The sequence below is a fragment of the Paraburkholderia sp. UYCP14C genome (assembly GCF_004197395.1).
GTDB lineage: Bacteria > Pseudomonadota > Gammaproteobacteria > Burkholderiales > Burkholderiaceae > Paraburkholderia.
Genome location: NZ_SELS01000022.1, coordinates 16,837 through 36,133, shown reverse-complemented (window position 1 = coordinate 36,133; position 19,297 = coordinate 16,837). Strand labels below are relative to the sequence as shown.

The 19,297-nt window shown below is 65.1% G+C and carries 19 protein-coding genes; 10 read left to right on the top strand and 9 right to left on the bottom strand.

All coding sequences use genetic code 11. From position 1 onward, the window contains the following. Positions 1-13 precede the first annotated feature (13 nt). The 3 genes from queG to xerD are packed head-to-tail and all read left to right on the top strand — an operon-like array spanning position 14 to position 2,805. Positions 14-1,336, top strand: a complete 1,323-nt coding sequence (gene queG / locus EVC45_RS21020; protein ID WP_129960161.1) for a tRNA epoxyqueuosine(34) reductase QueG — start codon at positions 14-16, stop codon at positions 1,334-1,336. A 51-nt stretch (positions 1,337-1,387) separates the two neighbouring features. Beyond that, the gene (locus EVC45_RS21015) at positions 1,388-1,858 is read left to right on the top strand and encodes a methylated-DNA--[protein]-cysteine S-methyltransferase (RefSeq protein WP_129960160.1); all 471 of its coding nucleotides are present in this window, start codon (positions 1,388-1,390) and stop codon (positions 1,856-1,858) included. Then, entirely contained in the window at positions 1,855-2,805 is a 951-nt protein-coding gene (gene xerD / locus EVC45_RS21010; protein ID WP_129960159.1) for a site-specific tyrosine recombinase XerD, read from the top strand. Before EVC45_RS21015 ends, xerD begins: the two co-directional genes overlap by 4 nt. A 33-nt stretch (positions 2,806-2,838) precedes the next feature. On the opposite strand, the gene EVC45_RS21005 is transcribed toward xerD, so the two are convergent. Further along, entirely contained in the window at positions 2,839-4,401 is a 1,563-nt protein-coding gene (locus tag EVC45_RS21005; protein WP_129960158.1) for a class I adenylate-forming enzyme family protein, read from the bottom strand. 202 nt (positions 4,402-4,603) lie between these two features. Between EVC45_RS21005 and ybaK the strand changes: the two genes are divergently transcribed. Together ybaK and plsY are read left to right on the top strand one after the other, a co-directional pair. Next, positions 4,604-5,095 carry a Cys-tRNA(Pro) deacylase gene (gene ybaK, locus EVC45_RS21000; RefSeq protein WP_129960157.1) on the top strand — a complete coding sequence of 164 codons (492 nt, stop codon included), beginning with the start codon at positions 4,604-4,606 and terminating at the stop codon, positions 5,093-5,095. A gap of 142 nt (positions 5,096-5,237) precedes the next feature. After that, positions 5,238-5,873: a glycerol-3-phosphate 1-O-acyltransferase PlsY gene (gene plsY / locus EVC45_RS20995; protein WP_129960156.1), complete on the top strand. Its 636-nt coding sequence runs from the start codon at positions 5,238-5,240 to the stop codon at positions 5,871-5,873. Positions 5,874-5,969: 96 nt separating this feature from the next. Here plsY and EVC45_RS20990 read toward each other — a convergent pair whose 3' ends face one another. Then, entirely contained in the window at positions 5,970-6,455 is a 486-nt protein-coding gene (locus EVC45_RS20990) for a YajQ family cyclic di-GMP-binding protein (RefSeq protein ID WP_018421633.1), read from the bottom strand. Between the two features lie 272 nt (positions 6,456-6,727). On the opposite strand from EVC45_RS20990, the gene murB reads away from it, so the two are divergent. Beyond that, positions 6,728-7,810, top strand: coding sequence for a UDP-N-acetylmuramate dehydrogenase (murB, locus tag EVC45_RS20985; RefSeq protein ID WP_129960155.1), 1,083 nt, complete (start codon positions 6,728-6,730; stop codon positions 7,808-7,810). Positions 7,811-7,949: 139 nt separating this feature from the next. On the opposite strand, the gene argF is transcribed toward murB, so the two are convergent. Next, entirely contained in the window at positions 7,950-8,879 is a 930-nt protein-coding gene (argF, locus tag EVC45_RS20980) for an ornithine carbamoyltransferase (RefSeq protein WP_129960154.1), read from the bottom strand. A gap of 505 nt (positions 8,880-9,384) precedes the next feature. Here argF and EVC45_RS20975 point away from each other — a divergent pair. Continuing rightward, entirely contained in the window at positions 9,385-9,732 is a 348-nt protein-coding gene (locus tag EVC45_RS20975; protein WP_129960153.1) for a DUF3579 domain-containing protein, read from the top strand. Between the two features lie 191 nt (positions 9,733-9,923). Here EVC45_RS20975 and rpsT read toward each other — a convergent pair whose 3' ends face one another. Then, positions 9,924-10,202, bottom strand: coding sequence for a 30S ribosomal protein S20 (gene rpsT / locus EVC45_RS20970; protein WP_013090353.1), 279 nt, complete (start codon positions 10,200-10,202; stop codon positions 9,924-9,926). Positions 10,203-10,710: 508 nt separating this feature from the next. Between rpsT and murJ the strand changes: the two genes are divergently transcribed. Beyond that, positions 10,711-12,261 (top strand): murein biosynthesis integral membrane protein MurJ, encoded by a 1,551-nt coding sequence (gene murJ, locus EVC45_RS20965; RefSeq protein ID WP_129960152.1) that lies wholly within the window; start codon positions 10,711-10,713, stop codon positions 12,259-12,261. Positions 12,262-12,266: 5 nt separating this feature from the next. Further along, positions 12,267-13,109, top strand: coding sequence for a SirB1 family protein (locus EVC45_RS20960; protein WP_129960252.1), 843 nt, complete (start codon positions 12,267-12,269; stop codon positions 13,107-13,109). 128 nt (positions 13,110-13,237) lie between these two features. On the opposite strand, the gene EVC45_RS20955 is transcribed toward EVC45_RS20960, so the two are convergent. The 5 genes from EVC45_RS20955 to lpxK all read right to left on the bottom strand — a co-directional run bounded on the left by EVC45_RS20955 (position 13,238) and on the right by lpxK (position 17,323). Further along, complete coding sequence (locus tag EVC45_RS20955; RefSeq protein ID WP_129960151.1) at positions 13,238-13,996, bottom strand: 3-hydroxyacyl-CoA dehydrogenase; 759 nt, start codon at positions 13,994-13,996, stop codon at positions 13,238-13,240. Between the two features lie 254 nt (positions 13,997-14,250). Then, entirely contained in the window at positions 14,251-14,916 is a 666-nt protein-coding gene (gene adk / locus EVC45_RS20950) for an adenylate kinase (RefSeq protein ID WP_129960150.1), read from the bottom strand. A gap of 212 nt (positions 14,917-15,128) precedes the next feature. Continuing rightward, complete coding sequence (gene kdsB / locus EVC45_RS20945) at positions 15,129-15,923, bottom strand: 3-deoxy-manno-octulosonate cytidylyltransferase (protein ID WP_129960149.1); 795 nt, start codon at positions 15,921-15,923, stop codon at positions 15,129-15,131. A 199-nt stretch (positions 15,924-16,122) separates the two neighbouring features. Continuing rightward, positions 16,123-16,326, bottom strand: a complete 204-nt coding sequence (locus EVC45_RS20940; protein WP_007180583.1) for a Trm112 family protein — start codon at positions 16,324-16,326, stop codon at positions 16,123-16,125. Beyond that, the gene (gene lpxK, locus EVC45_RS20935) at positions 16,307-17,323 is read right to left on the bottom strand and encodes a tetraacyldisaccharide 4'-kinase (RefSeq protein WP_129960148.1); all 1,017 of its coding nucleotides are present in this window, start codon (positions 17,321-17,323) and stop codon (positions 16,307-16,309) included. Before lpxK ends, EVC45_RS20940 begins: the two co-directional genes overlap by 20 nt. Positions 17,324-17,872: 549 nt before the next feature. On the opposite strand from lpxK, the gene xseA reads away from it, so the two are divergent. Then, on the top strand, positions 17,873-19,252 hold the full coding sequence (xseA, locus tag EVC45_RS20930) for an exodeoxyribonuclease VII large subunit (protein WP_129960147.1): 1,380 nt from the start codon (positions 17,873-17,875) through the stop codon (positions 19,250-19,252). The last annotated feature ends 45 nt before the right edge of the window (positions 19,253-19,297 follow it).

Sequence of the window (19,297 nt, the reverse complement as noted above, 5' to 3'; positions counted from 1 at the left end):
GTAAAATGGCGTGATGAACCGAAGTCCGAAGTCCCCTGTTTCCTGCACGCCCGCGTCGGCCGATGATGCCGCGCGAGCTTCCGGTGCAACGTCCTGTTTCGACGAGGCGACGCTTCGTGCGCTCGCGCTCGACATCAAGACGTGGGGCCGTGAACTCGGTTTCGGGGCGATCGGCATTAGCGATACCGATCTGTCGGCCGCCGAAGCGCCGCTTGCAGCGTGGCTCGAAGCGGGTTGCCACGGCGAGATGGATTATATGGCCAAACACGGCATGAAACGCGCGCGGCCGGCCGAGCTTGTGGCCGGCACGCGACGCGTGATCACCGTGCGCATCGCCTATTTGCCTGCGCAGACGCCGGGGGGAGCGGCGTCGGAACAGGCGCATGGGCAGTCGCATCGAAGCGCATCTGAAAGCGCGTCGCAAGATGTGCCGCAAGCCATCCCACAACACACGCCACACTCGACACCCCACACGCGCGACTGGCGCGCGGCCGAGCAGGCACGGCTCGCGGACCCGTCGGCGGCGGTCGTGTCGATCTATGCGCGCGGCCGCGACTATCACAAGGTGATGCGTCAGCGCCTGCAACACCTGGCCGAGCGGATCGAAGCGGCGATCGGGCCGTTCGGCTATCGCGTGTTCACCGATTCGGCGCCGGTGCTCGAAGTCGAGCTCGCGCAGAAGGCTGGCATCGGCTGGCGCGGCAAGCACACGTTGCTGCTGCAGCGCGACGCCGGCTCGCTGTTTTTTCTCGGCGAGATCTACGTCGACATCCCGCTGCCGACCGACGCCGAAACCTCGCCGCAGGCCGCGCCCGAAACGCCAGGCTCGCATTGCGGCAGCTGCACGCGCTGCATCGGCGCCTGTCCGACCGGCGCGATCGTCGCGCCGTACAAGGTCGACGCGCGGCGCTGCATCTCGTATCTGACGATCGAACTGAAGGGCAGTATTCCGCTCGACCTGCGCCCGCTGATCGGCAACCGCGTGTACGGCTGCGACGACTGCCAGCTCGTGTGTCCGTGGAACAAGTTCGCGCAGGCCGCGCCGGTCGCCGATTTCGACGTGCGGCACGGGCTCGATCGCGCGTCGCTGGTCGAACTGTTCGGGTGGAGCGCCGAGGACTTCGATACGCGCATGCAGGGCAGCGCGATTCGCCGCATCGGTTACGAGTGCTGGCTGCGCAATCTCGCGGTCGGCATGGGTAACGCGTTGCGCGCGGCGCCCGCGAGTCTTAAGGCCGACGCGCGAGCGGCGATCGTGCGAGCGTTGAGGCAGCGTGTCGATGATCCGTCGGCGCTCGTGCGCGAGCACGTGGAGTGGGCGCTCGAAGCAGCGTAAAGTGGGCGCAAATCGTGCCGGCAATCCGGCACGCTAGAGGAGCAGGCAATCATGTTCAACGCAGTGATCGATGCGCCGTTCGGCAAGGTCGGCATCCGGCTCGAAGGCGAGGCCGTGCGCGAGATCGTCTATCTGCCCGAGTCGACACCCAACGTCGCACCCGAGACGCCGCTCGCACGCGAAGCGGCCGAACAGATCGAGCGTTACTTCGAGCGCGCCTCCGCGAAGTTCGAGTTGCCGCTCGCCGAGTGCGGCACCGCATTCCAGCGGCGTGTGTGGCAGGCGATTTGCGAGATCCCGCCGGGCGCCGTGCTGACATATGGACAACTCGCGAAGCAGCTCGGCAGCGTGCCGCGCGCGGTCGGTCAGGCGTGCGGCGCGAATTTCTTGCCGATCGTGATTCCGTGTCACCGCGTGGTGAGTTCGAGCGGCATCGGCGGCTTCGCGCACGATGGCGGCGACGGCTTCTTTCGCAACGTGAAGCGCTGGCTGCTCGCGCACGAAGGTGTGCCCTACGCATGAGCATGCCCCCTGATACCGCTGTAGACGTCGAAGACACGTCCGCCGAATCGCCGCTGCTGCTGACCAGCTCCGCATCGATCGATGCCTTCTGCGACGCGCTGTGGCTCGAACACGGCCTGTCGCGCAACACGCTCGACGCGTATCGCCGCGACTTGCGGCTCTTCTGCGAATGGCTCGCGCACACCCGCAATGCGTCGCTCGACATCGCGAGCGAAGCCGACCTGAGCGCTTACAGCGCGGCGCGGCAAAAGGACAAGGCGACCTCGGCGAACCGCCGGTTGTCGGTGTTTCGCCGCTATTACGCGTGGGCGGTACGTGAGCATCGCGCGGCCGCCGACCCGACCGTCCGCCTGCGCTCCGCGAAGCAGCCGCCGCGATTTCCGTCGACGTTGAGCGAAGCGCAGGTCGAAGCGCTGCTTGGCGCGCCCGACCTCGACACGCCGCTCGGCTTGCGCGATCGCACGATGCTCGAGCTGATGTATGCGAGCGGTTTGCGCGTGACCGAACTGGTCACGCTGAAAACCGTCGAGGTGGGGCTCAACGAAGGCGTCGTGCGGGTGACCGGCAAGGGTTCGAAGGAGCGGCTGGTGCCGTTCGGCGAAGAGGCGCACGCGTGGATCGAGCGCTATCTGCGCGAGGCGCGCCCGGCGCTGCTCGGCCCGCGCGCGGCCGATGCGCTATTCGTGACGGCACGCGCCGAAGGCATGACGCGCCAGCAGTTCTGGAACATCATCAAGCGACACGCGCAGGCGGCGGGCGTGCATGCGCCGTTGTCGCCGCATACGTTGCGGCACGCGTTCGCGACGCATCTGCTCAATCACGGCGCGGATCTGCGGGTCGTGCAGTTGTTGCTCGGCCACACCGATATTTCGACCACGCAGATCTACACGCACGTCGCGCGAGAGCGTCTGAAATCGCTGCATGCGCAGCATCATCCGCGCGGATGAGCACGACGTGCAGCGCACGGGGGCCCGCGCGCTTCACACGAACTCACGCAAGCGGTGCTTGAGAATCTTGCCGGTGGACGCGGCTGGCAGTGCCGCGAGCACCTTCAGCTCAGCCGGCCGCTTGTAAGGCGCGAGCCGCTCGCCGCACCACGCGATCAACTCGGCGGGCGTGACCGTCGCGCCGGCAATCAGCTCGACGAACGCGATCACTTCCTCATTGCCCTCGACCGCGCGTCCGATCACCGCCGACTGCACGACCTGCGGATGCGCATTCAACACATGCTCGACCTCGGCCGGATACACGTTGAAACCCGAGCGGATGATCAGCTCCTTGCTGCGCCCGACGATATGCAACGCGCCATCCGCGTCCTGCCTCGCGAGGTCGCCGGTCTTCAGCCAGCCGTCCTCGGTGACGCTCGCGCGGGTCTGCTCGGGATTGCGGTAATAGCCGAGCATCACGTTCGGGCCGCGCACCCACAGCTCGCCGATGTCACCCGCCGCAGTTGTGACGCCGTCGAGTCCGACGAACTTCACTTCGACGCCCGGAATCACCTCGCCGACCGAGCAATCGGCGCGCGGGGCGTCGACCATCGTCTGCGATACGGTCGGGCTGCTTTCGGTCATGCCGTAGCCGTTGTGCAGCGGCAGACCGTACACGGCTTCGACCTGCGCCTTCAGCGCGGCGTCGAGCGGCGAGCCGCCCGAGTACGCGAAGCGCAGTCGCGGCGCGGACCACGCGTGGCCGTGCGTGTGCAGATGTTCGAGCAGCTTCGCGTGCATCGCCGGCACGCCCTGGAAGATCGACACGTGCTCGTCGGCGAGGGCGCGTCGCACCGCTTCCGGCACGAAGCGCGGCGCGAGCCGCAACGTCGCGCCCGCATGCAGGCTGCCGAGGCACACCGACGCGAAGCCGTACACATGCGAGATCGGCAGCACCGCATAGACGACGTCGTCGGGCCCGACCCGGCGCAGCCGGCTCGACACGGCCGCGATGTACAGCAGATTGCGATGCGACAGCATCACGCCCTTCGGCGCGCCGGTGGTGCCGGTCGTGTAGATCAGCGCCGCGCATTGGCGCTCGCTGGAGGCTTCGACCGCTTCGGCCTGAACGCTGTCGTCCACCGCATACGACCATGCACCGATGTCGGGCGACTGCGTGGATGCCTCTGTTGCCTGATACCGCTCTGCATGCTGGCGCGCATCGGACGAGCTTTCGACTGCATAGGCGACGACGCGCGGTTGCGCGTGCGCGCGGATCGAATCGAGCTCGGCGGCCGACAGCCGCGCGTTCGACACGAGCGCCCACGCATCGAGCTTCGCGGTCGCGAACAGCAGAACGATCTGCGCGATGCTGTTTTCCGCGACGATCATCACGCGATCGCCGCCGCGCACGCCCCAGTCGCGCAGCTGCGCGGCGACGGTGTCGACGGCATCGCGCAGTTGCACGTTGGTCAGGCGGCGCGCGTCTTCGATCAGCGCGACATGCCGCGGATCGCGGGCGGCGGCAAGCGCAGGAATGTCGCTGATGCGCGCGGGCAGGGCGGCGAGCAGCGCGGGGATGTCGATCGTGGCACGGATGGATGAAGCCTGGTTCAACGCTGTCTCCTGTGTCGAGCCGAACTAGCGCTTGAGCGCTTACTCGGGTCCCATCCAAAGTCTTTCACAAGCAATTTGCCCGGCAAGCAGTATCTCGCACCGCGCCGGCCTATTTTCGAACGATCGTGCCACAAGCGTCGAAGCCGCACAATTGCTCGTCCGGCAAATAGCCGTTGTGCAAACTCGCCATTACAATGCGCCGATGAGCAAATCCAGACACGTGTCCGAAACACCCGCCACGCAGTTGCTGCGCCGACACGGCGTCACGTTCGGCGAGCATCCTTACGACTACGTCGAGCATGGCGGCACCGAGGAGTCCGCGCGCCAGCTCGGCGTCGACGAGCATCACGTCGTGAAGACGCTGGTGATGGAGGACGAGCACGCGAAGCCGCTGATCGTGCTGATGCACGGCGATCGCACCGTCAGCACCAAGAACCTCGCGCGGCAGATCGGCGCGAAGCGCGTCGAGCCGTGCAAGCCCGAGGTCGCGAACCGGCATTCGGGATATCTGATCGGCGGCACGTCGCCGTTCGGTACGCGCAAGCAGATGCCGGTGTATGTCGAGTCGACCATTCTCGAGATGGACAAGATCTGGTTGAACGGCGGACGGCGCGGCTTTCTCGTCAGCATCGAGCCGAAGGTGCTCACGGATCTGCTCGCGGCCAGGCCGGTGCAATGCGCGAGCGTGGACTGATGCCGATGCGCGAATTGACGTTTGCCTGAATGTTTTTCGCGCGGACGCGTTCGGTAAAATGTGCGCCGCCCTGTTTCGACGGGCATGCCCTGTTGCGGTTGGGGCGTCGAATGTCAGACCGCGATCCTTATAAGAGTCCCAGATGCAAAACCTGATCGTCGCTGTCGTTGCCTATCTGATCGGTTCGTTGTCGTTTGCCGTGATCGTGAGCGCCGCGATGGGTCTCGACGACCCGCGCTCGTACGGCTCGGGCAACCCGGGCGCCACCAACGTGCTGCGCAGCGGCAGCAAGAAGGCCGCGATTCTGACGTTGATCGGCGACGCCTTCAAGGGTTGGCTGCCGGTGTGGCTGGTCGTGCATTTCGGCGCGCGTTACGGGCTCGACGAGCGCTCGATCGCGATTGCGTCGCTCGCGGTGTTTCTCGGCCACCTGTATCCGATTTTCTTCCGCTTCAAGGGCGGCAAGGGTGTCGCGACCGCCGCGGGCGTGTTGCTCGCGATCAACCCGACGCTTGGCGTCGCGACCTTGCTGACCTGGATCATCGTCGCGTTCTTCACGCGCTACTCGTCGCTGGCGGCGCTGTGCTCGGCGCTGTTCGCGCCGCTCTTCTACGTGTTTCTGTTCGGGCCGCGCATCGTCGCGCTCGCGGTGCTGGTGATGAGCCTGCTGCTCGTGTGGCGGCATCGCGGCAATATCGCGAAGCTGATGCGGGGGCAGGAGAGCCGTATCGGCGACAAGAAGAAGGCCGCCAGTCCGGCGGCGGGCAACGATCTGTGATGTGGACTGAGCCGCGTCGCCAGGCTTGATCGAGGCGAGGCGCCAGCGGTTCGGACTTCGCGCGAGGCTCGTTGCAAGCCTCGCGCGGCGTGCCGCTTAATCGCGGAAGTTGTTGAAGTCGAGCGGTGTGTCGGTCACGTCCTTGCGCAGCATCGCGATCACGCTTTGCAGATCGTCGCGCTTCGCGCCGGTGATGCGCACCGCATCGCCCTGAATGCTCGCCTGCACCTTGATCTTGCTGTCCTTGACCAGACGCACGATCTTCTTCGACAGATCGCCCGACACACCCTTCTTGATCTTGATTACCTGCTTGACCTTGTCGCCGCCGATCTTCTCGATCTTGCCGTAGTCGAGGAAGCGCACGTCGACGTTGCGCTTGGCCATTTTCGACAGCAGCACGTCCTTCACCTGGCCGAGCTTGAAGTCGTCGTCGGCGTACGCGGTGATTTCGTTTTCCTTGTGTTCGACGCGCGCGTCGGACCCCTTGAAGTCGAAACGCGTCGAGATTTCCTTGTTGGATTGCTCGATCGCGTTCTTGACTTCGATCATGTTCGCTTCGCAGACGACGTCAAACGATGGCATTGCATTCTCCCAATAGTGCGGCAGTGCGCGGCGCGGCCGGTCGGCTGCGCGCGGGGCACTCGCTATAATCACGGACCGGACGTCATTTTACCGACGCCGCTCCCTTTTGCCCAAGGCTGCCGCGCAGCGTCGCGACGGCGGGCGATGCCGGGTCGGGCGGCGCCGTTGCTGCCGTCCTACCCGTCATGCGGCGCTTTTCGTGGCTTCCCGTAGTCGCCCGGTCGTTGCCCGTTGTTCGTTGTCCGTTGCCCAGTTCCCCTGTTGCCATTCCGATGTCCCAATCCGATCTTGCCGCTCCTGCTGTCGCGCCCCTCATCGCCGGCTATCCGCTGAAGGCCCACAACACGTTCGGCTTCGACGTGCGCGCGCAGTTCGCGTGCCTGATCGAGCGTGAGGAGCAGTTGCTCGCCGCGGTGCGCGATCCGCGCGTCGCGAGCCTGCCGCGCCTCGTGCTCGGCGGTGGCAGCAACGTCGTGCTGACCGGCGACTTCGCCGGGCTCGTGCTGCTGGTGGCGCTGCGCGGCCGCCGCGTGGTGCGCGAGGATCAAGACGCGTGGTATGTGGAGGCGGCCGGTGGCGAGCCGTGGCACGAGTTCGTCGCGTGGACGTTGGCGCAGGGCTTGCCCGGCCTCGAGAATCTCGCGCTGATTCCCGGCACCGTCGGCGCAGCGCCGATCCAGAATATCGGCGCGTATGGGCTCGAGATGTGCGAGCGTTTTGCGTCGCTGCGGGCGATCGAGCTCGCGACCGGCAAAGCGGTCGAACTCGACGCCGATGCGTGCCGGTTCGGCTATCGCGATAGCTTCTTCAAGCGGGAAGGGCGCGAGCGCTTCGTGATTACGTCGGTGACGTTCCGTTTGCCGAAGGCGTGGCGGCCGCGCGCGGGCTACGCGGATCTCGCGCGCGAACTGGCGGCGCGTGGTCCTGCGGCGAGCAGCGGGGAAGTCGATAGCGCGGCCCTGCAGCCGACCGCGCAGGCCATTTTCGATGCGGTCGTCGCCGTGCGACGGGCGAAGCTGCCCGATCCGCTCGAACTGGGCAACGCGGGGAGCTTCTTCAAGAATCCGGTGATCGACGCCGCGCAGTTCGAGGCGCTCGAGCGCCGCGAGCCGGAAATCGTGTCGTATGCGCAAGCGGACGGCCGGGTCAAGCTGGCGGCCGGGTGGTTGATCGACCGCTGCGGCTGGAAGGGGCGCGCGATGGGCGCGGCGGCCGTGCACGAGCGGCAGGCGCTGGTGCTGGTCAATCGCGGCGGCGCGAGCGGCGCGGAAGTGCTGGCGCTGGCGCGGGCGATCCAGCGCGACGTGTTCGAGCGATTTGGTGTGGAGCTGGAGGCGGAGCCGGTTTGTCTGTGAGCGGCAGATCGATCTGTTCGCGCTGAGTATGCGCGCGAAGCTTCGCTGCCGATGAATGCAAAAAGGCGCCGGGAGGAAACTCCCGGCGCCTTTTTTGTACTGCGGTGCGGTTGCCGCGGGGGCTATACGGGCGGCTCGCTCAGTGATTGAGCTTGCCGAGCAGCAGGTATTCCATCAACGCTTTCTGCACGTGCAGACGATTTTCCGCTTCATCCCACACGACGCTTTGCGGTCCGTCGATCACTTCCGCGCTGACTTCCTCACCGCGATGCGCAGGCAGGCAGTGCATGAAGAGCGCATCGGGATTCGCGCGCGCCATCATGTCGGCGTCGACGCACCAGTCCGCGAAAGCTTTCTTGCGCGCTTCGTTCTCGGCCTCGAAGCCCATGCTGGTCCACACGTCGGTGGTGACGAGATCGGCGCCCGCGCAGGCTTCGTTCGGATCGTCGAACTCCTCGTAGAACGGTGCGCTGTCCGCCGCGACGAGCGCGCGGTCGAGCTTGTAGCCCGGCGGCGTGGACAGGCGCAGCTTGAAGCCGAGAATCTGCGCGGCTTCGATCCACGTGTACAGCATGTTGTTGGCGTCGCCGACCCACGCGACCGTCTTGTCGCGGATCGGACCGCGATGCTCGAAGTACGTGAAGATGTCCGCGAGCACCTGACACGGGTGGTATTCGTTCGTGAGCCCGTTGATCACCGGCACGCGCGAATTCTCGGCGAAGCGCTGGATGATGTCCTGGCCGAACGTGCGGATCATGATGATGTCGACCATGCGCGAGATCACCTGCGCGGCATCTTCGATCGGCTCGCCGCGGCCGAGTTGCGTGTCGCGCGTGCTCATGAACACCGCGTGGCCGCCGAGCTGGAAGATGCCGGCTTCGAACGACAGGCGCGTGCGCGTCGAATTCTTTTCGAAGATCATCGCCAGCGTGCGGTCATGCAGCGGGTGATAGGTCTCGTAGTTCTTGAATTTGCGTTTCAGGATGCGCGCGCGTTCCAGCACGTACTCGTAGTCTTCCAGCGAGAAGTCCTTGAACTGCAGGTAGTGGCGAATTTTCTTGGCGTTCATGAAACAAATACGGCGGTCTCACCCGGCAGGATTGCCGGACTGCGCCGCCGTCGGATTGGTGGTAACTCTATGCAGCATAAAGGATTTCGCCCCGTTTGACGAGTCGGCCGGAAGCTGGCGAAAGCGCTCCGAAAGCGTGGCGTCGGGCTTGGCAAGGCCATCGAAGAGCGCTTGTGTGCGCTGCGGAAAAGGGCCTGCTGCGCTATAATCTACAGGTTATCCCAAAGCCCAGCAGGCCGGTGTTTCGCATGAAGAAACGCGGCTCGCGTGGCGCGGAAAGCCTGTCACGGCGTGGCCGTCATGACAGGCGCCAGAGCGGTTCAGCCGGTTCGCCGCAGCGGTTCTCGTGGTGCGGCTCGTCATTGTTGCGTTAGTGCCAGGTCCCACGTACGTCGCAGGTGGCTGCAAGCGCTTGCCGTGCACGTCGCTTGCGGCGAATTCGGACGTGCATCTGGCGTCGCCGGTTGGCCGTCATTCCGCTGGGCAGTCACACAGGTATTTCTACATGGCCGAAGCAGCTCCAATCGAGTATTTCATTCAGGGCATTACGTCGACCGGAAAAAAGTTTCGGCCGAGCGACTGGTCGGAGCGGCTCGCGGGCGTCATGTCGTCGTTCGGGCCCGGCACGAGGAAGGGGCCGAATGCGTATATGCAGTACTCGCTGTACGTGCGGCCGACTATGATCGGCGACCTCAAGTGTGTGATCCTCGATTCGCGGCTGCGCGACATCGAGCCGATGGCCTTCGATTTCGTGCTGAACTTCGCGAAAGACAACGACCTTCTCGTCACCGAGGCGTGTGAACTGGAGCTCGAGCATGCGCCTGCGCCGCAAGCCAAGCGGCACGTGATCTGACGCAAGCTGGCCGGTTCGGCGATAAGCAAAAGCAAAAACCCGCGAGCAGCGGGTTTTTTTGTGGCTGGTCATCCAGCGTGCGCAGCGGCGTGAGCGAGCGCATACGGCCGGCGAAAACAAAAAAGCCCGCCAAAGCGGGCTTCTTGTGCAGCGGAAACAGGAGGTAGCCCGCCGGAGCGGGCCGACCGGAATTACTGCGCTGCGGGCGCTTGCAGACCCTTGATGGCTGCAGCGAGGCGGCTCTTGTGGCGAGCTGCCTTGTTCTTGTGAATGATGTTCTTGTCGGCGATGATGTCGATGGTCTTCGACGATGCCTTGAAGATTTCGGCGGCCTTAGCCTGGTCGCCTGCGTCGATTGCCTTGCGGACAGCCTTGATAGCCGTGCGGAACTTCGAGCGCAGTGCCGAGTTGTGCGAGTTTGCCTTCGCGGCCTGGCGGGCGCGCTTGCGTGCTTGTGCGGAGTTAGCCATGACGGTTCCTTATCCTGTTCCTGTTTCCAGTACCCGACCTTGATTGAATAGGCGAGGTGCTGCTTCTCGATCCGAACCCTTGGAAGCGATTGCCCAAGGGCGCAAAAGTGTCGAAAAAATCGATCGAACTACGCGAAGGCGGGCCCGTGTTTTCAGGTATCCGGATGCATTGACAGGCGGCGTTGCGCCAACCTGAGAATCCCGTCCGAAGACCATTCGAAAACTGAGCAAGCTTCGAAACCGACGATTATAGCAACAAAATCAGGCACGTGACAACGGAAAACGCGCGACGGCACCACAGTGACCGGAGCAGCGTGATGTTGGCGCTTATGCGCTGCCCCTCCTGCGAGGGCGCCGCTGGAAGACGCAGGCGCCGCCGGGACGACCGCGGAAAACACAAAAAATCACGCTTTTCCGCCGATCGCGGCGAACGTCCGCGTGGCAAATCGGTCCGAATCGCGTTCCGGCTCGTCGCCCGCATTGGCGGGACCCGTATAATAAGCGCCCCATGAATCTATTCCGAGCCCTGCTGACGGTCAGCGGCTTCACGCTGCTGTCGCGCGTGACCGGACTGGCCCGTGAAACGCTGATCGCCCGTGCGTTCGGCGCCAGTCAATACACTGACGCTTTCTACGTCGCCTTTCGCATTCCGAACCTGCTGCGCCGCATTTCCGCCGAAGGTGCGTTTTCGCAGGCCTTCGTGCCGATCCTCGCCGAGTTCAAGAACCAGCAAGGCCACGATGCCACCAAGGCCCTCGTCGACGCGACCTCGACCGTGCTCGCGTGGGCGCTCGCCGTGCTGTCGGTGATCGGCGTGGTCGGCGCGTCGGGCGTCGTGTTCGTGGTCGCGTCGGGCCTCGCGCACGAGGGCCACGCGTACCAGCTCGCGGTCGCGATGACGCGCATCATGTTCCCGTACATCATTTTCATTTCGCTGACGTCGCTGGCGTCGGGCGTGCTGAACACGTACAAGAACTTTTCGTTACCCGCGTTCGCGCCGGTGCTGTTGAACGTCGCGTTCATCGTCTCGGCGGTGTTTCTCGCTCCGCGCCTGCAAACGCCGGTCTATGCGCTCGCGTGGGCGGTGATCGTCGGTGGCGTGCTGCAATTCATCGTGCAGCTGCCGGGCCTCAAGAAGATCGACATGGTGCCGCGCATCGGCCTGAACCCGCTGCGCGCGCTCGCGCATCGTGGCGTCAAGCGGGTGCTCGCGAAGATGGTGCCGGCGATGTTCGCAGTGTCGGTCGCGCAGATCAGCCTGATCATCAACACCAACATCGCGTCGCACATCGGCCCGGGCGCGGTGTCCTGGATCAACTACGCCGACCGGCTGATGGAGTTTCCGACCGCGCTGCTCGGCGTCGCGCTGGGCACGATCCTGCTGCCGAGCCTGTCGAAGGCGCACGTCGATGCCGATTCGCACGAGTATTCGTCGCTGCTCGACTGGGGGCTGCGCGTGACGTTCCTGCTCGCCGCGCCGAGCGCGATCGCGCTGTTCTTCTTCGCGCAGCCGTTGACTGCCGTGCTGTTCAACTACGGCAAGTTCGACGGCAACTCGGTCGTGATGGTGAGCCGCGCACTTGCCGCCTACGGCATCGGCCTGATCGGTCTGATCCTGATCAAGATCCTCGCGCCGGGCTTCTACGCGAAGCAGGACATCAAGACGCCGGTGAAGATCGGCATTGGCGTGCTGGTCGTCACGCAGCTGAGCAACTATGCGTTCGTGCCGGTGTTCGCGCACGCAGGTCTCACGCTGAGCGTCGGGCTTGGCGCTTGCGTCAACGCGTTGCTGCTGTTCATTGGTCTGCGCAAACGCGGCATCTATATGCCGTCGAGCGGTTGGCTCAAGTTTTTCGTGCAGTTGCTCGGCGCGTGCCTCGTGCTCGCCGGCGTGATGCGCTGGCTCGCGATCAGCTTCGACTGGATCGGCATGCGTAGCCAGCCGGTCAGTCGCATGGCGTTGCTCGGTGCGTGTCTCGTGCTGTTCGCCGCGCTATATTTCGGTATGCTTTGGCTGATGGGCTTCAAGTACGCGTATTTCAAAAGGCGAGTGAAGTGATCACCATGTCGCGGGTTCTCGATTATTTCAGTACGCTCGTCGCCGAAGACGAGAGTCTGCCGCTGACCGAGACGGCGCTCTCGCTCGCGCAGGACGCCTATCCCGACCTCGATCTGCAGTCGGTGCTCGCCGAGATCGACGAGCTGGTGTTGCGGCTGCGCCGCCGCATGCCCGACGATGCCGACATCCGCCAGAAAGTTGGCATCCTCAATCGTTTCTTTTTCCGCGAACTCGGTTTCGCGAGCAATCTGAACGACTACTACGACCCCGACAACAGTCATCTGAACGTCGTGCTGAAGCGTCGCCGCGGCATTCCGATTTCGCTCGCGGTGCTCTATCTGGAGATGGCCGAGCAATTCGGCGTTCCGGTGCGCGGGGTGTCGTTCCCGGGCCACTTCCTGCTGCGCGTGACCACGCCCGACGGCGACGTGATGCTCGACCCGACCACCGGTCACTCGCTGTCCGAGTCGCAGATGGTCGAGATGCTCGAGCCGTACGTCGCATCGGCCGGCGATTCGGTCGGGCGCGCGCTGCGCATGCTGCTGCAACCGGCCACGCGTCGCGAGATCGTCGCGCGGATGTTGCGCAACCTGAAGGCGATCTATCTGCAGACCGAGCGCTGGCAACGTCTGCTCGCGGTGCAACAGCGGCTCGTCATTCTGCTGCCGGACAATATCGAGGAAGTGCGCGATCGGGGCTTCGCGTATGCGCGGCTCGATTATCTGCGGCCCGCGCTAGAAGACCTTGAAAGCTACCTCGGGGATCGTCCCGATGCGGAAGACGCCACTGTGGTCGAATCGCAGCTGCATGAATTGCGGCAGCGCACGCGGCACGACGGCGGCGAGTAGCGCCGCGCGGTTTCGCGCTGCATAAAACACAAACGCCTGCACATGTCACACATGTGCAGGCGTTTCTTTATCGCCGTATGCGGGCCCTGGCCGCGCATACGGCGATCAGACCGATCGCCAGTCGATCCTCACTTCGGCTGCATACGGATCGCGCCGTCCAGCCGGATCACCTCGCCGTTCAGCATCGGATTGTCGAAGATCTGCTTGGCGAGCATCGCGTATTCGGCCGGTTTGCCCAGACGCGGCGGGAACGGCACCATCGCGCCGAGCGCGTCCTGCACTTCCTGCGGCATGCCGAGCAGCATTGGCGTTTCGAAGATGCCGGGGGCGATCGTCATCACGCGGATCGCGTTGCGCGACAGGTCGCGCGCGATCGGCAGCGTCATGCCGACCACGCCACTCTTCGACGCGGAGTAGGCCGCCTGGCCGATCTGGCCGTCGAACGCGGCGACCGACGCTGTGTTGATGATTACGCCGCGCTCGCCGTTGGCATTCGGCTCGTTCTTCGACATCTGCACCGCGGCGAGCCGGATCATGTTGAACGTGCCGATCAGGTTGATCGAGATCGTGCGCGTGAACAGATCGAGCGAATGGGGGCCATCCTTGCCGACGGTCTTCGCGGCCGGTGCGACGCCCGCGCAGTTGACTAGACCGCGCAGCGTGCCGAGCTTCGTCGCGGCTTCGACGGCCTGTTGCGCGTCCTCCTCCCGGCTCACGTCGCATTTGACAAATACGCCGCCGAGCTCCTTCGCGAGCGCCTCGCCCGCATCCAGATTCAGGTCAGCGAGCACGACCTTGCCGCCGTTCTCGACGAGCAGGCGCGCGGTGGCGGCGCCGAGCCCTGATGCACCGCCGGTGATCAGGAACACGTTGTCTCGAATCTCCATGTTTTCTCCTTTGCTACGATTATTCAGTGCTGTCTCGATCGAAACATTTATCGACGGTCGATTGTAGCGGCTGTGTTGCGATGCGGAAAGCGAACGGGGCGGCGGCATTCGAGCGCCAGGGAAAACTAACTATTCGGCTGAGCCATCCGCACGCTTGTCGCTTCGGGTTTGAGGACCCGTCAATAAAAAACCCGCCCAAAGTGGGCGGGTTTTTCGTCAGACGCGAACAGCAGTAATGTTTAGACCAATCCGGCTTACTTCAGCGCGTCGAACGCGCGGGCACGAATTTCCTCGACACTGCCGAGGCCCGAAATGCGGCGATATTGGGGCGCCTTCACCGAGCTCGACGCATCGCCGTTCTTCGCCCAGCCGTTGTAATACTCGATCAGCGGCTTGGTTTGCGATTCATACACTTCCAGACGCTTCTTGACCGTTTCTTCCTTGTCGTCGTCGCGCTGGATCAGCGGCTCGCCGGTCACGTCGTCGATACCTTCGACCTTCGGCGGATTGAACGTCACGTGATACGTGCGGCCCGAAGCCGGATGCGACCGGCGGCCGCTCATACGCGCGATGATCTCGTCGAACGGCACGTCGATTTCGAGCACGTAGTCGATCGCGACGCCTGCCTGCTTCATTGCTTCGGCTTGCGGAATCGTGCGCGGGAAGCCGTCGAACAGATAGCCGTTCGCGCAGTCCGGCTGCTGTAGACGTTCCTTGACGAGGTTAATGATCAGCTCATCCGTGACGAGCTCGCCGGCGTCCATGAAGCGCTTCGCTTCGAGGCCGAGCGGCGTGCCAGCCTTGACGGCCGCGCGCAGCATGTCGCCGGTCGAAATTTGCGGGATGCCGAACTTTTCCTTGATGAAGTTGGCCTGAGTGCCTTTGCCAGCACCCGGTGCACCCAACAGGATCAAACGCATGGATATCTCCAGATCTATGTGAATTCTTTGTTGACGCGGCATGCTTCCCGGCGATTCTCGCAGGACCCGCATCGGACCGTTGGCTAGCTCGCGCTGCACGTCGAACAGGACGGCGCTGCAAGATCCGAACGGCGCGCGACCGGGATAACCCGAGTGCCGCCTGCGCTGGGAGGCGCGCATAACCGTTCGATTATGCCACGGCTTTCCCGCGCTCAAGACCCGAATAAAGCCCGTACGCGCGCGAGATCGGCGGGGGTATCGACGCCCGGCAACGGCACGTCATGCGTGACGAGTACCGCGATACGCTCGCCATGCCACATCGCGCGCAGCTGTTCGAGTGCTTCGACCTGCTCGATGGGCGAGATCGCGAGACTGGGGTACGTGCGCAGGAATTTCGCGCGATACGCGTACAGGCCGATGTGCCGGTACACGACGGCGGGCGCGGGCGGCGTCGGCATCGACGCGACGTTGGGCCAGTGCGGTTGCCACGCGTCGCGCGCCCACGGGATCGGCGCGCGCGAGAAATACAGCGCGACGCCGCGCGCATCGGGCACGACCTTGACGACGTTCGGATTGAAAATTTCGGCGGGATCGGCGATCGGATGTGCCGCCGTGGCGATCGCGCAGTCGCCGGTCGTCGCCAGGTGCGCGGCCACGCCGCGCACGAGCGCCGGGTCGATCAGCGGCTCGTCGCCCTGCACGTTGACGACGAGCGTGTCGTCGCTCCAGCCGAAGCGCGTCGCTACTTCCGCGAGACGGTCGGTACCCGACGGATGATCGGCGCGTGTGAGTACCGCGTCGAAGCCGTGATCGTGCGCCGCGTCGAGCACTTCCTGCGCGTCCGACGCGACCAGCACCTGCTGCGCGCCCGATTCGCGCGCACGCTCCGCGACACGCACGACCATCGGCTTGCCGCCGATGTCCGCGAGCGGCTTGTTGGGCAGACGCGTCGACGCGAGACGGGCCGGCACGACGGCGATAAACGGATGATGGGCGGTGTGGGTCATCGGATCAGAGACGGGAGGCGATCAGGCCGGAGGAAGAGGCTGCGCGCGCGACGCGCACGCAGAGTCGGACATAAGCCGGAAGGGCGAAAACGGCTGCGGATCGATTGCGGAGCACCTGTGGGGCGAGCGGGGGCGTCGAATTGCCGCGGCCCGCGCGCGAGCGAGACGGTACGCCGCCTCGATGCAGCGGCGCGCCGCTTCAGGCGACCGAGCCGGGATTCAGGTCGACCGGCGTGCCTTCGACGGTCTGCCGCGCTTCGTCGACGAGCATCACGGGAATGCCGTCGCGGATCGGATAGGCGAGCTTGTCCGCGTTGCAGATCAGTTCCTGCGCGGCGCGATCGTAGCTGAGCGGGCCCTTGCAGATCGGGCAGACGAGGATTTCAAGCAGGCGAGCGTCCACGGACTTTCTCCACAACTAATGCAGTGAGGCGGTGATCAAGCGCGGCTTCGACCGGGACTACCCAGATGCGCGCGTCGTGCCAGGCCCCCAATTTTACCGCATCCTTTTCCGTAATCAGGATCGCGTCGGCGTCGACGTCGGTGAATGGATTGCGCTCGAACGCGTAGTGGTCGGGCAGTGCGCGGGTCGTGGGCGCGAGGCCGGCCGCGCGCACTGTCGCGAAAAAGCGTTCCGGCGCGCCGATGCCGGCCGCGGCCAGCACGCGCTGACCGGCGAATTGCGCGAGCGGGCGGCGCAGCGCGGGATTGTCGAGATGCCACGCATCGGCGGGCGCGAGCTGCAGCGCGAACGTGTTCGGCCACGCGGGCAGCGTGCGCACATACGGATCGTTGATCAGCGTCGCGTCGCGACGGCGCGACAGCGGCTCGCGCAGCGGCCCGGCCGGCAGCAGGAAGCCGTTGCCGCCGAGCCGGTGATCGAACACGACGAGTTCGACGTCGCGCGCGAGGCGATAGTGCTGCAAGCCGTCGTCGCTGACGATCACGTCGACGTCGCGATGCGCGGCGCACAGCGCCTGCGCGGCGGCGACGCGATCGGGACAGACCCACACGGGGGCACCGGTGCGGCGCGCAATCAGCAACGGCTCGTCGCCGCCGACGCGTGCCGACGAACCGGGCGTCACTTGGGTGGGCGTGCGCACGCGCGCACCATAGCCGCGCGACACGATGCCAGGCGTAAAGCCCGCGGCGCGCAACGCTTCGACGAGCGCGATGACGGTCGGTGTCTTGCCGGTACCGCCGACCGTCACGTTGCCGACCACCACCACCGGCACGCCGACGCGCACCGACTGCAGCCAGCCGAGCGAAAACGCGGCGCGGCGCGCGGCCGCGATCGCACCGAACACGCAGGCGAGCGGCGTCAACGCCCATGCGAACGGTCCACGTTGCTGCCATTCGCGCGCGAAGCGCGCTTCGAGGCGGTCGCCGAGTTCGCTCATGGGCGGGTTGCGGGCAAGAACTGCATGCCGTGCGCATTACGCGGGGTCAACATCAACGCGGTTCTCCGGGCAATCAATCGAATGCAAATACGGTCGAAAAATGAGGTGCAAACGGCGCGGCAAAGGGTTCGCGCCTATCGGCCTCAGGCCGGCAAGCTCCGCGGCGCGCCGCACGATCGGCATGCCGTCGAACCCGCCACTCTAGCGCGCGGGCGTCCCGCCCGGCAAGTCGCGCGGGGCTCGACGCAGGCCGGTCGACGCTATGTGGGGTCGCCCACAGTCTGTGGATAACTTTGTGGAGAACCTGCCATCCGATCGTCCAGGATGGCCATTCCGTGCACTTTGGATCGGAGCGCTCGCTCGTTGCTGAGATGTAAATGCCATATAAATCAAGGGTCTGCCAGGCATTTATTAGCGCTGGCGGGCGTTCTGGCGGAATTCGTCAGGCGGTTCCCGCCATGTGGACACTTTTAACAATCCTGCGATTCCGGCTGGACGCCGCTCGTCGCACGGTCTATCGTCTGTGCGGCCAGCCTATTTATTCCTCGCATGAATCCCGAAAATCCTTTTGCTTCCGCGGCCACACCCGGCGGTGAGGTCGTCGTACCCGTCTCCGCACTCAATCGCGCGATCGGCACGATGCTCGAACGCTCGTTTCCACTCGTTTGGGTCGCCGGTGAAGTGTCGAACTTCACGCGCGCCGCGAGTGGCCACTGGTATTTCTCGATCAAGGACGCGCAAGCGCAGATGCGCTGCGTGATGTTCCGCGGTCGCGCGCAATACGCCGAATTCACGCCGCGCGAAGGCGATCGCATCGAAGTGCGCGCGCTCGTCACGATGTACGAGCCGCGCGGCGAGCTGCAGTTGAATGTCGAAGCGGTGCGCCGCACCGGTCAGGGGCGTCTGTATGAAGCGTTTTTGCGGTTGAAGGCGCAACTCGAGGCCGAGGGGCTGTTCGCCGCCGAGCGCAAGCGCGCGCTGCCGACGCATCCGCGCGCGATCGGGATCGTCACGTCGTTGCAGGCAGCCGCATTGCGCGACGTGCTGACGACGCTGTCGCGCCGCGCCCCACATATTCCGGTGATCGTTTATCCGGCGCCGGTGCAGGGCGCGGGCGTCAGCGCGAAGCTCGCGGCGATGGTCGAGGCGGCCGGCGCGCGCCGCGAGGTCGACGTGCTGATCGTGTGTCGCGGCGGCGGCTCGATCGAAGACCTGTGGGCATTCAACGAAGAAGTGCTCGCGCGCGCGATCGCGGAAAGCGTGATACCCGTGGTGAGCGGTGTCGGTCACGAGACCGATTTCACGATCGCCGATTTTGCCGCGGACGTACGCGCGCCCACGCCGACCGGTGCCGCTGAACTCGTGAGTCCGCAGCGCGTCATGCTGCTGCGCGAACTCGATCATCGGCACGCGACACTCGCGCGCGCGTTCGGCCGCATGATGGAGCGGCGTGCGCAGCAGCTCGACTGGCTGGCGCGCCGACTCGTCTCGCCGGCCGAGCGGCTCGCACGGCAGCGCACGCATCTGCAGCAGTTGCGCGTGCGGCTCGCGTCGGCGGGCGCGCGGCCGGTGCGCGACGCTCGTGCGCGATTTTCGCTGCTGCAGATGCGCTGGCAACGCTGGCGTCCGGATCTCGCGGCCGAGCGCACGCGCGTCGACACGCTGGCGCAGCGTCTGAATGCGGCGCTATCGCGCCAGCATGAACGTCAGGTCGCGCGCGTCGACATGCTCGGCGCGCGACTCGAAGTGCTGAGTCCGCAGCGCACGCTCGAGCGCGGTTATGCGGCCGTGCTCGATGCGCAAAACGGACGGGCGATTCGCTCGCCGTCGGCGCTAAAACCCGGACGTCGTTTGACGATGCATCTCGCCGAAGGCTCGGCCGACGTCGCGCTCGCCGACGTGCAGGCGCGTCTGACCGACGGTTTCTGACGTTTCGCCGATGGGCGCGGGGCGCCCATTTCCTGTTTTCCGACG

What these genes read in the sequence shown, in the direction of transcription:
- xseA (WP_129960147.1), top strand. Translation starts at nt 17,873, where the DNA reads ATGAATCCCGAAAATCCTTTTGCTTCCGCGGCCACACCCGGCGGTGAG.
- lpxK (WP_129960148.1), bottom strand. Translation starts at nt 17,323, where the DNA reads ATGAGCGAACTCGGCGACCGCCTCGAAGCGCGCTTCGCGCGCGAATGG.
- EVC45_RS20960 (WP_129960252.1), top strand. Translation starts at nt 12,267, where the DNA reads ATGTCGCGGGTTCTCGATTATTTCAGTACGCTCGTCGCCGAAGACGAG.
- kdsB (WP_129960149.1), bottom strand. Translation starts at nt 15,923, where the DNA reads ATGACCCACACCGCCCATCATCCGTTTATCGCCGTCGTGCCGGCCCGT.
- queG (WP_129960161.1), top strand. Translation starts at nt 14, where the DNA reads ATGAACCGAAGTCCGAAGTCCCCTGTTTCCTGCACGCCCGCGTCGGCC.
- EVC45_RS20955 (WP_129960151.1), bottom strand. Translation starts at nt 13,996, where the DNA reads ATGGAGATTCGAGACAACGTGTTCCTGATCACCGGCGGTGCATCAGGG.
- EVC45_RS21015 (WP_129960160.1), top strand. Translation starts at nt 1,388, where the DNA reads ATGTTCAACGCAGTGATCGATGCGCCGTTCGGCAAGGTCGGCATCCGG.
- adk (WP_129960150.1), bottom strand. Translation starts at nt 14,916, where the DNA reads ATGCGTTTGATCCTGTTGGGTGCACCGGGTGCTGGCAAAGGCACTCAG.
- EVC45_RS20975 (WP_129960153.1), top strand. Translation starts at nt 9,385, where the DNA reads ATGGCCGAAGCAGCTCCAATCGAGTATTTCATTCAGGGCATTACGTCG.
- plsY (WP_129960156.1), top strand. Translation starts at nt 5,238, where the DNA reads ATGCAAAACCTGATCGTCGCTGTCGTTGCCTATCTGATCGGTTCGTTG.
- murB (WP_129960155.1), top strand. Translation starts at nt 6,728, where the DNA reads ATGTCCCAATCCGATCTTGCCGCTCCTGCTGTCGCGCCCCTCATCGCC.
- rpsT (WP_013090353.1), bottom strand. Translation starts at nt 10,202, where the DNA reads ATGGCTAACTCCGCACAAGCACGCAAGCGCGCCCGCCAGGCCGCGAAG.
- murJ (WP_129960152.1), top strand. Translation starts at nt 10,711, where the DNA reads ATGAATCTATTCCGAGCCCTGCTGACGGTCAGCGGCTTCACGCTGCTG.
- argF (WP_129960154.1), bottom strand. Translation starts at nt 8,879, where the DNA reads ATGAACGCCAAGAAAATTCGCCACTACCTGCAGTTCAAGGACTTCTCG.
- EVC45_RS20990 (WP_018421633.1), bottom strand. Translation starts at nt 6,455, where the DNA reads ATGCCATCGTTTGACGTCGTCTGCGAAGCGAACATGATCGAAGTCAAG.
- ybaK (WP_129960157.1), top strand. Translation starts at nt 4,604, where the DNA reads ATGAGCAAATCCAGACACGTGTCCGAAACACCCGCCACGCAGTTGCTG.
- xerD (WP_129960159.1), top strand. Translation starts at nt 1,855, where the DNA reads ATGAGCATGCCCCCTGATACCGCTGTAGACGTCGAAGACACGTCCGCC.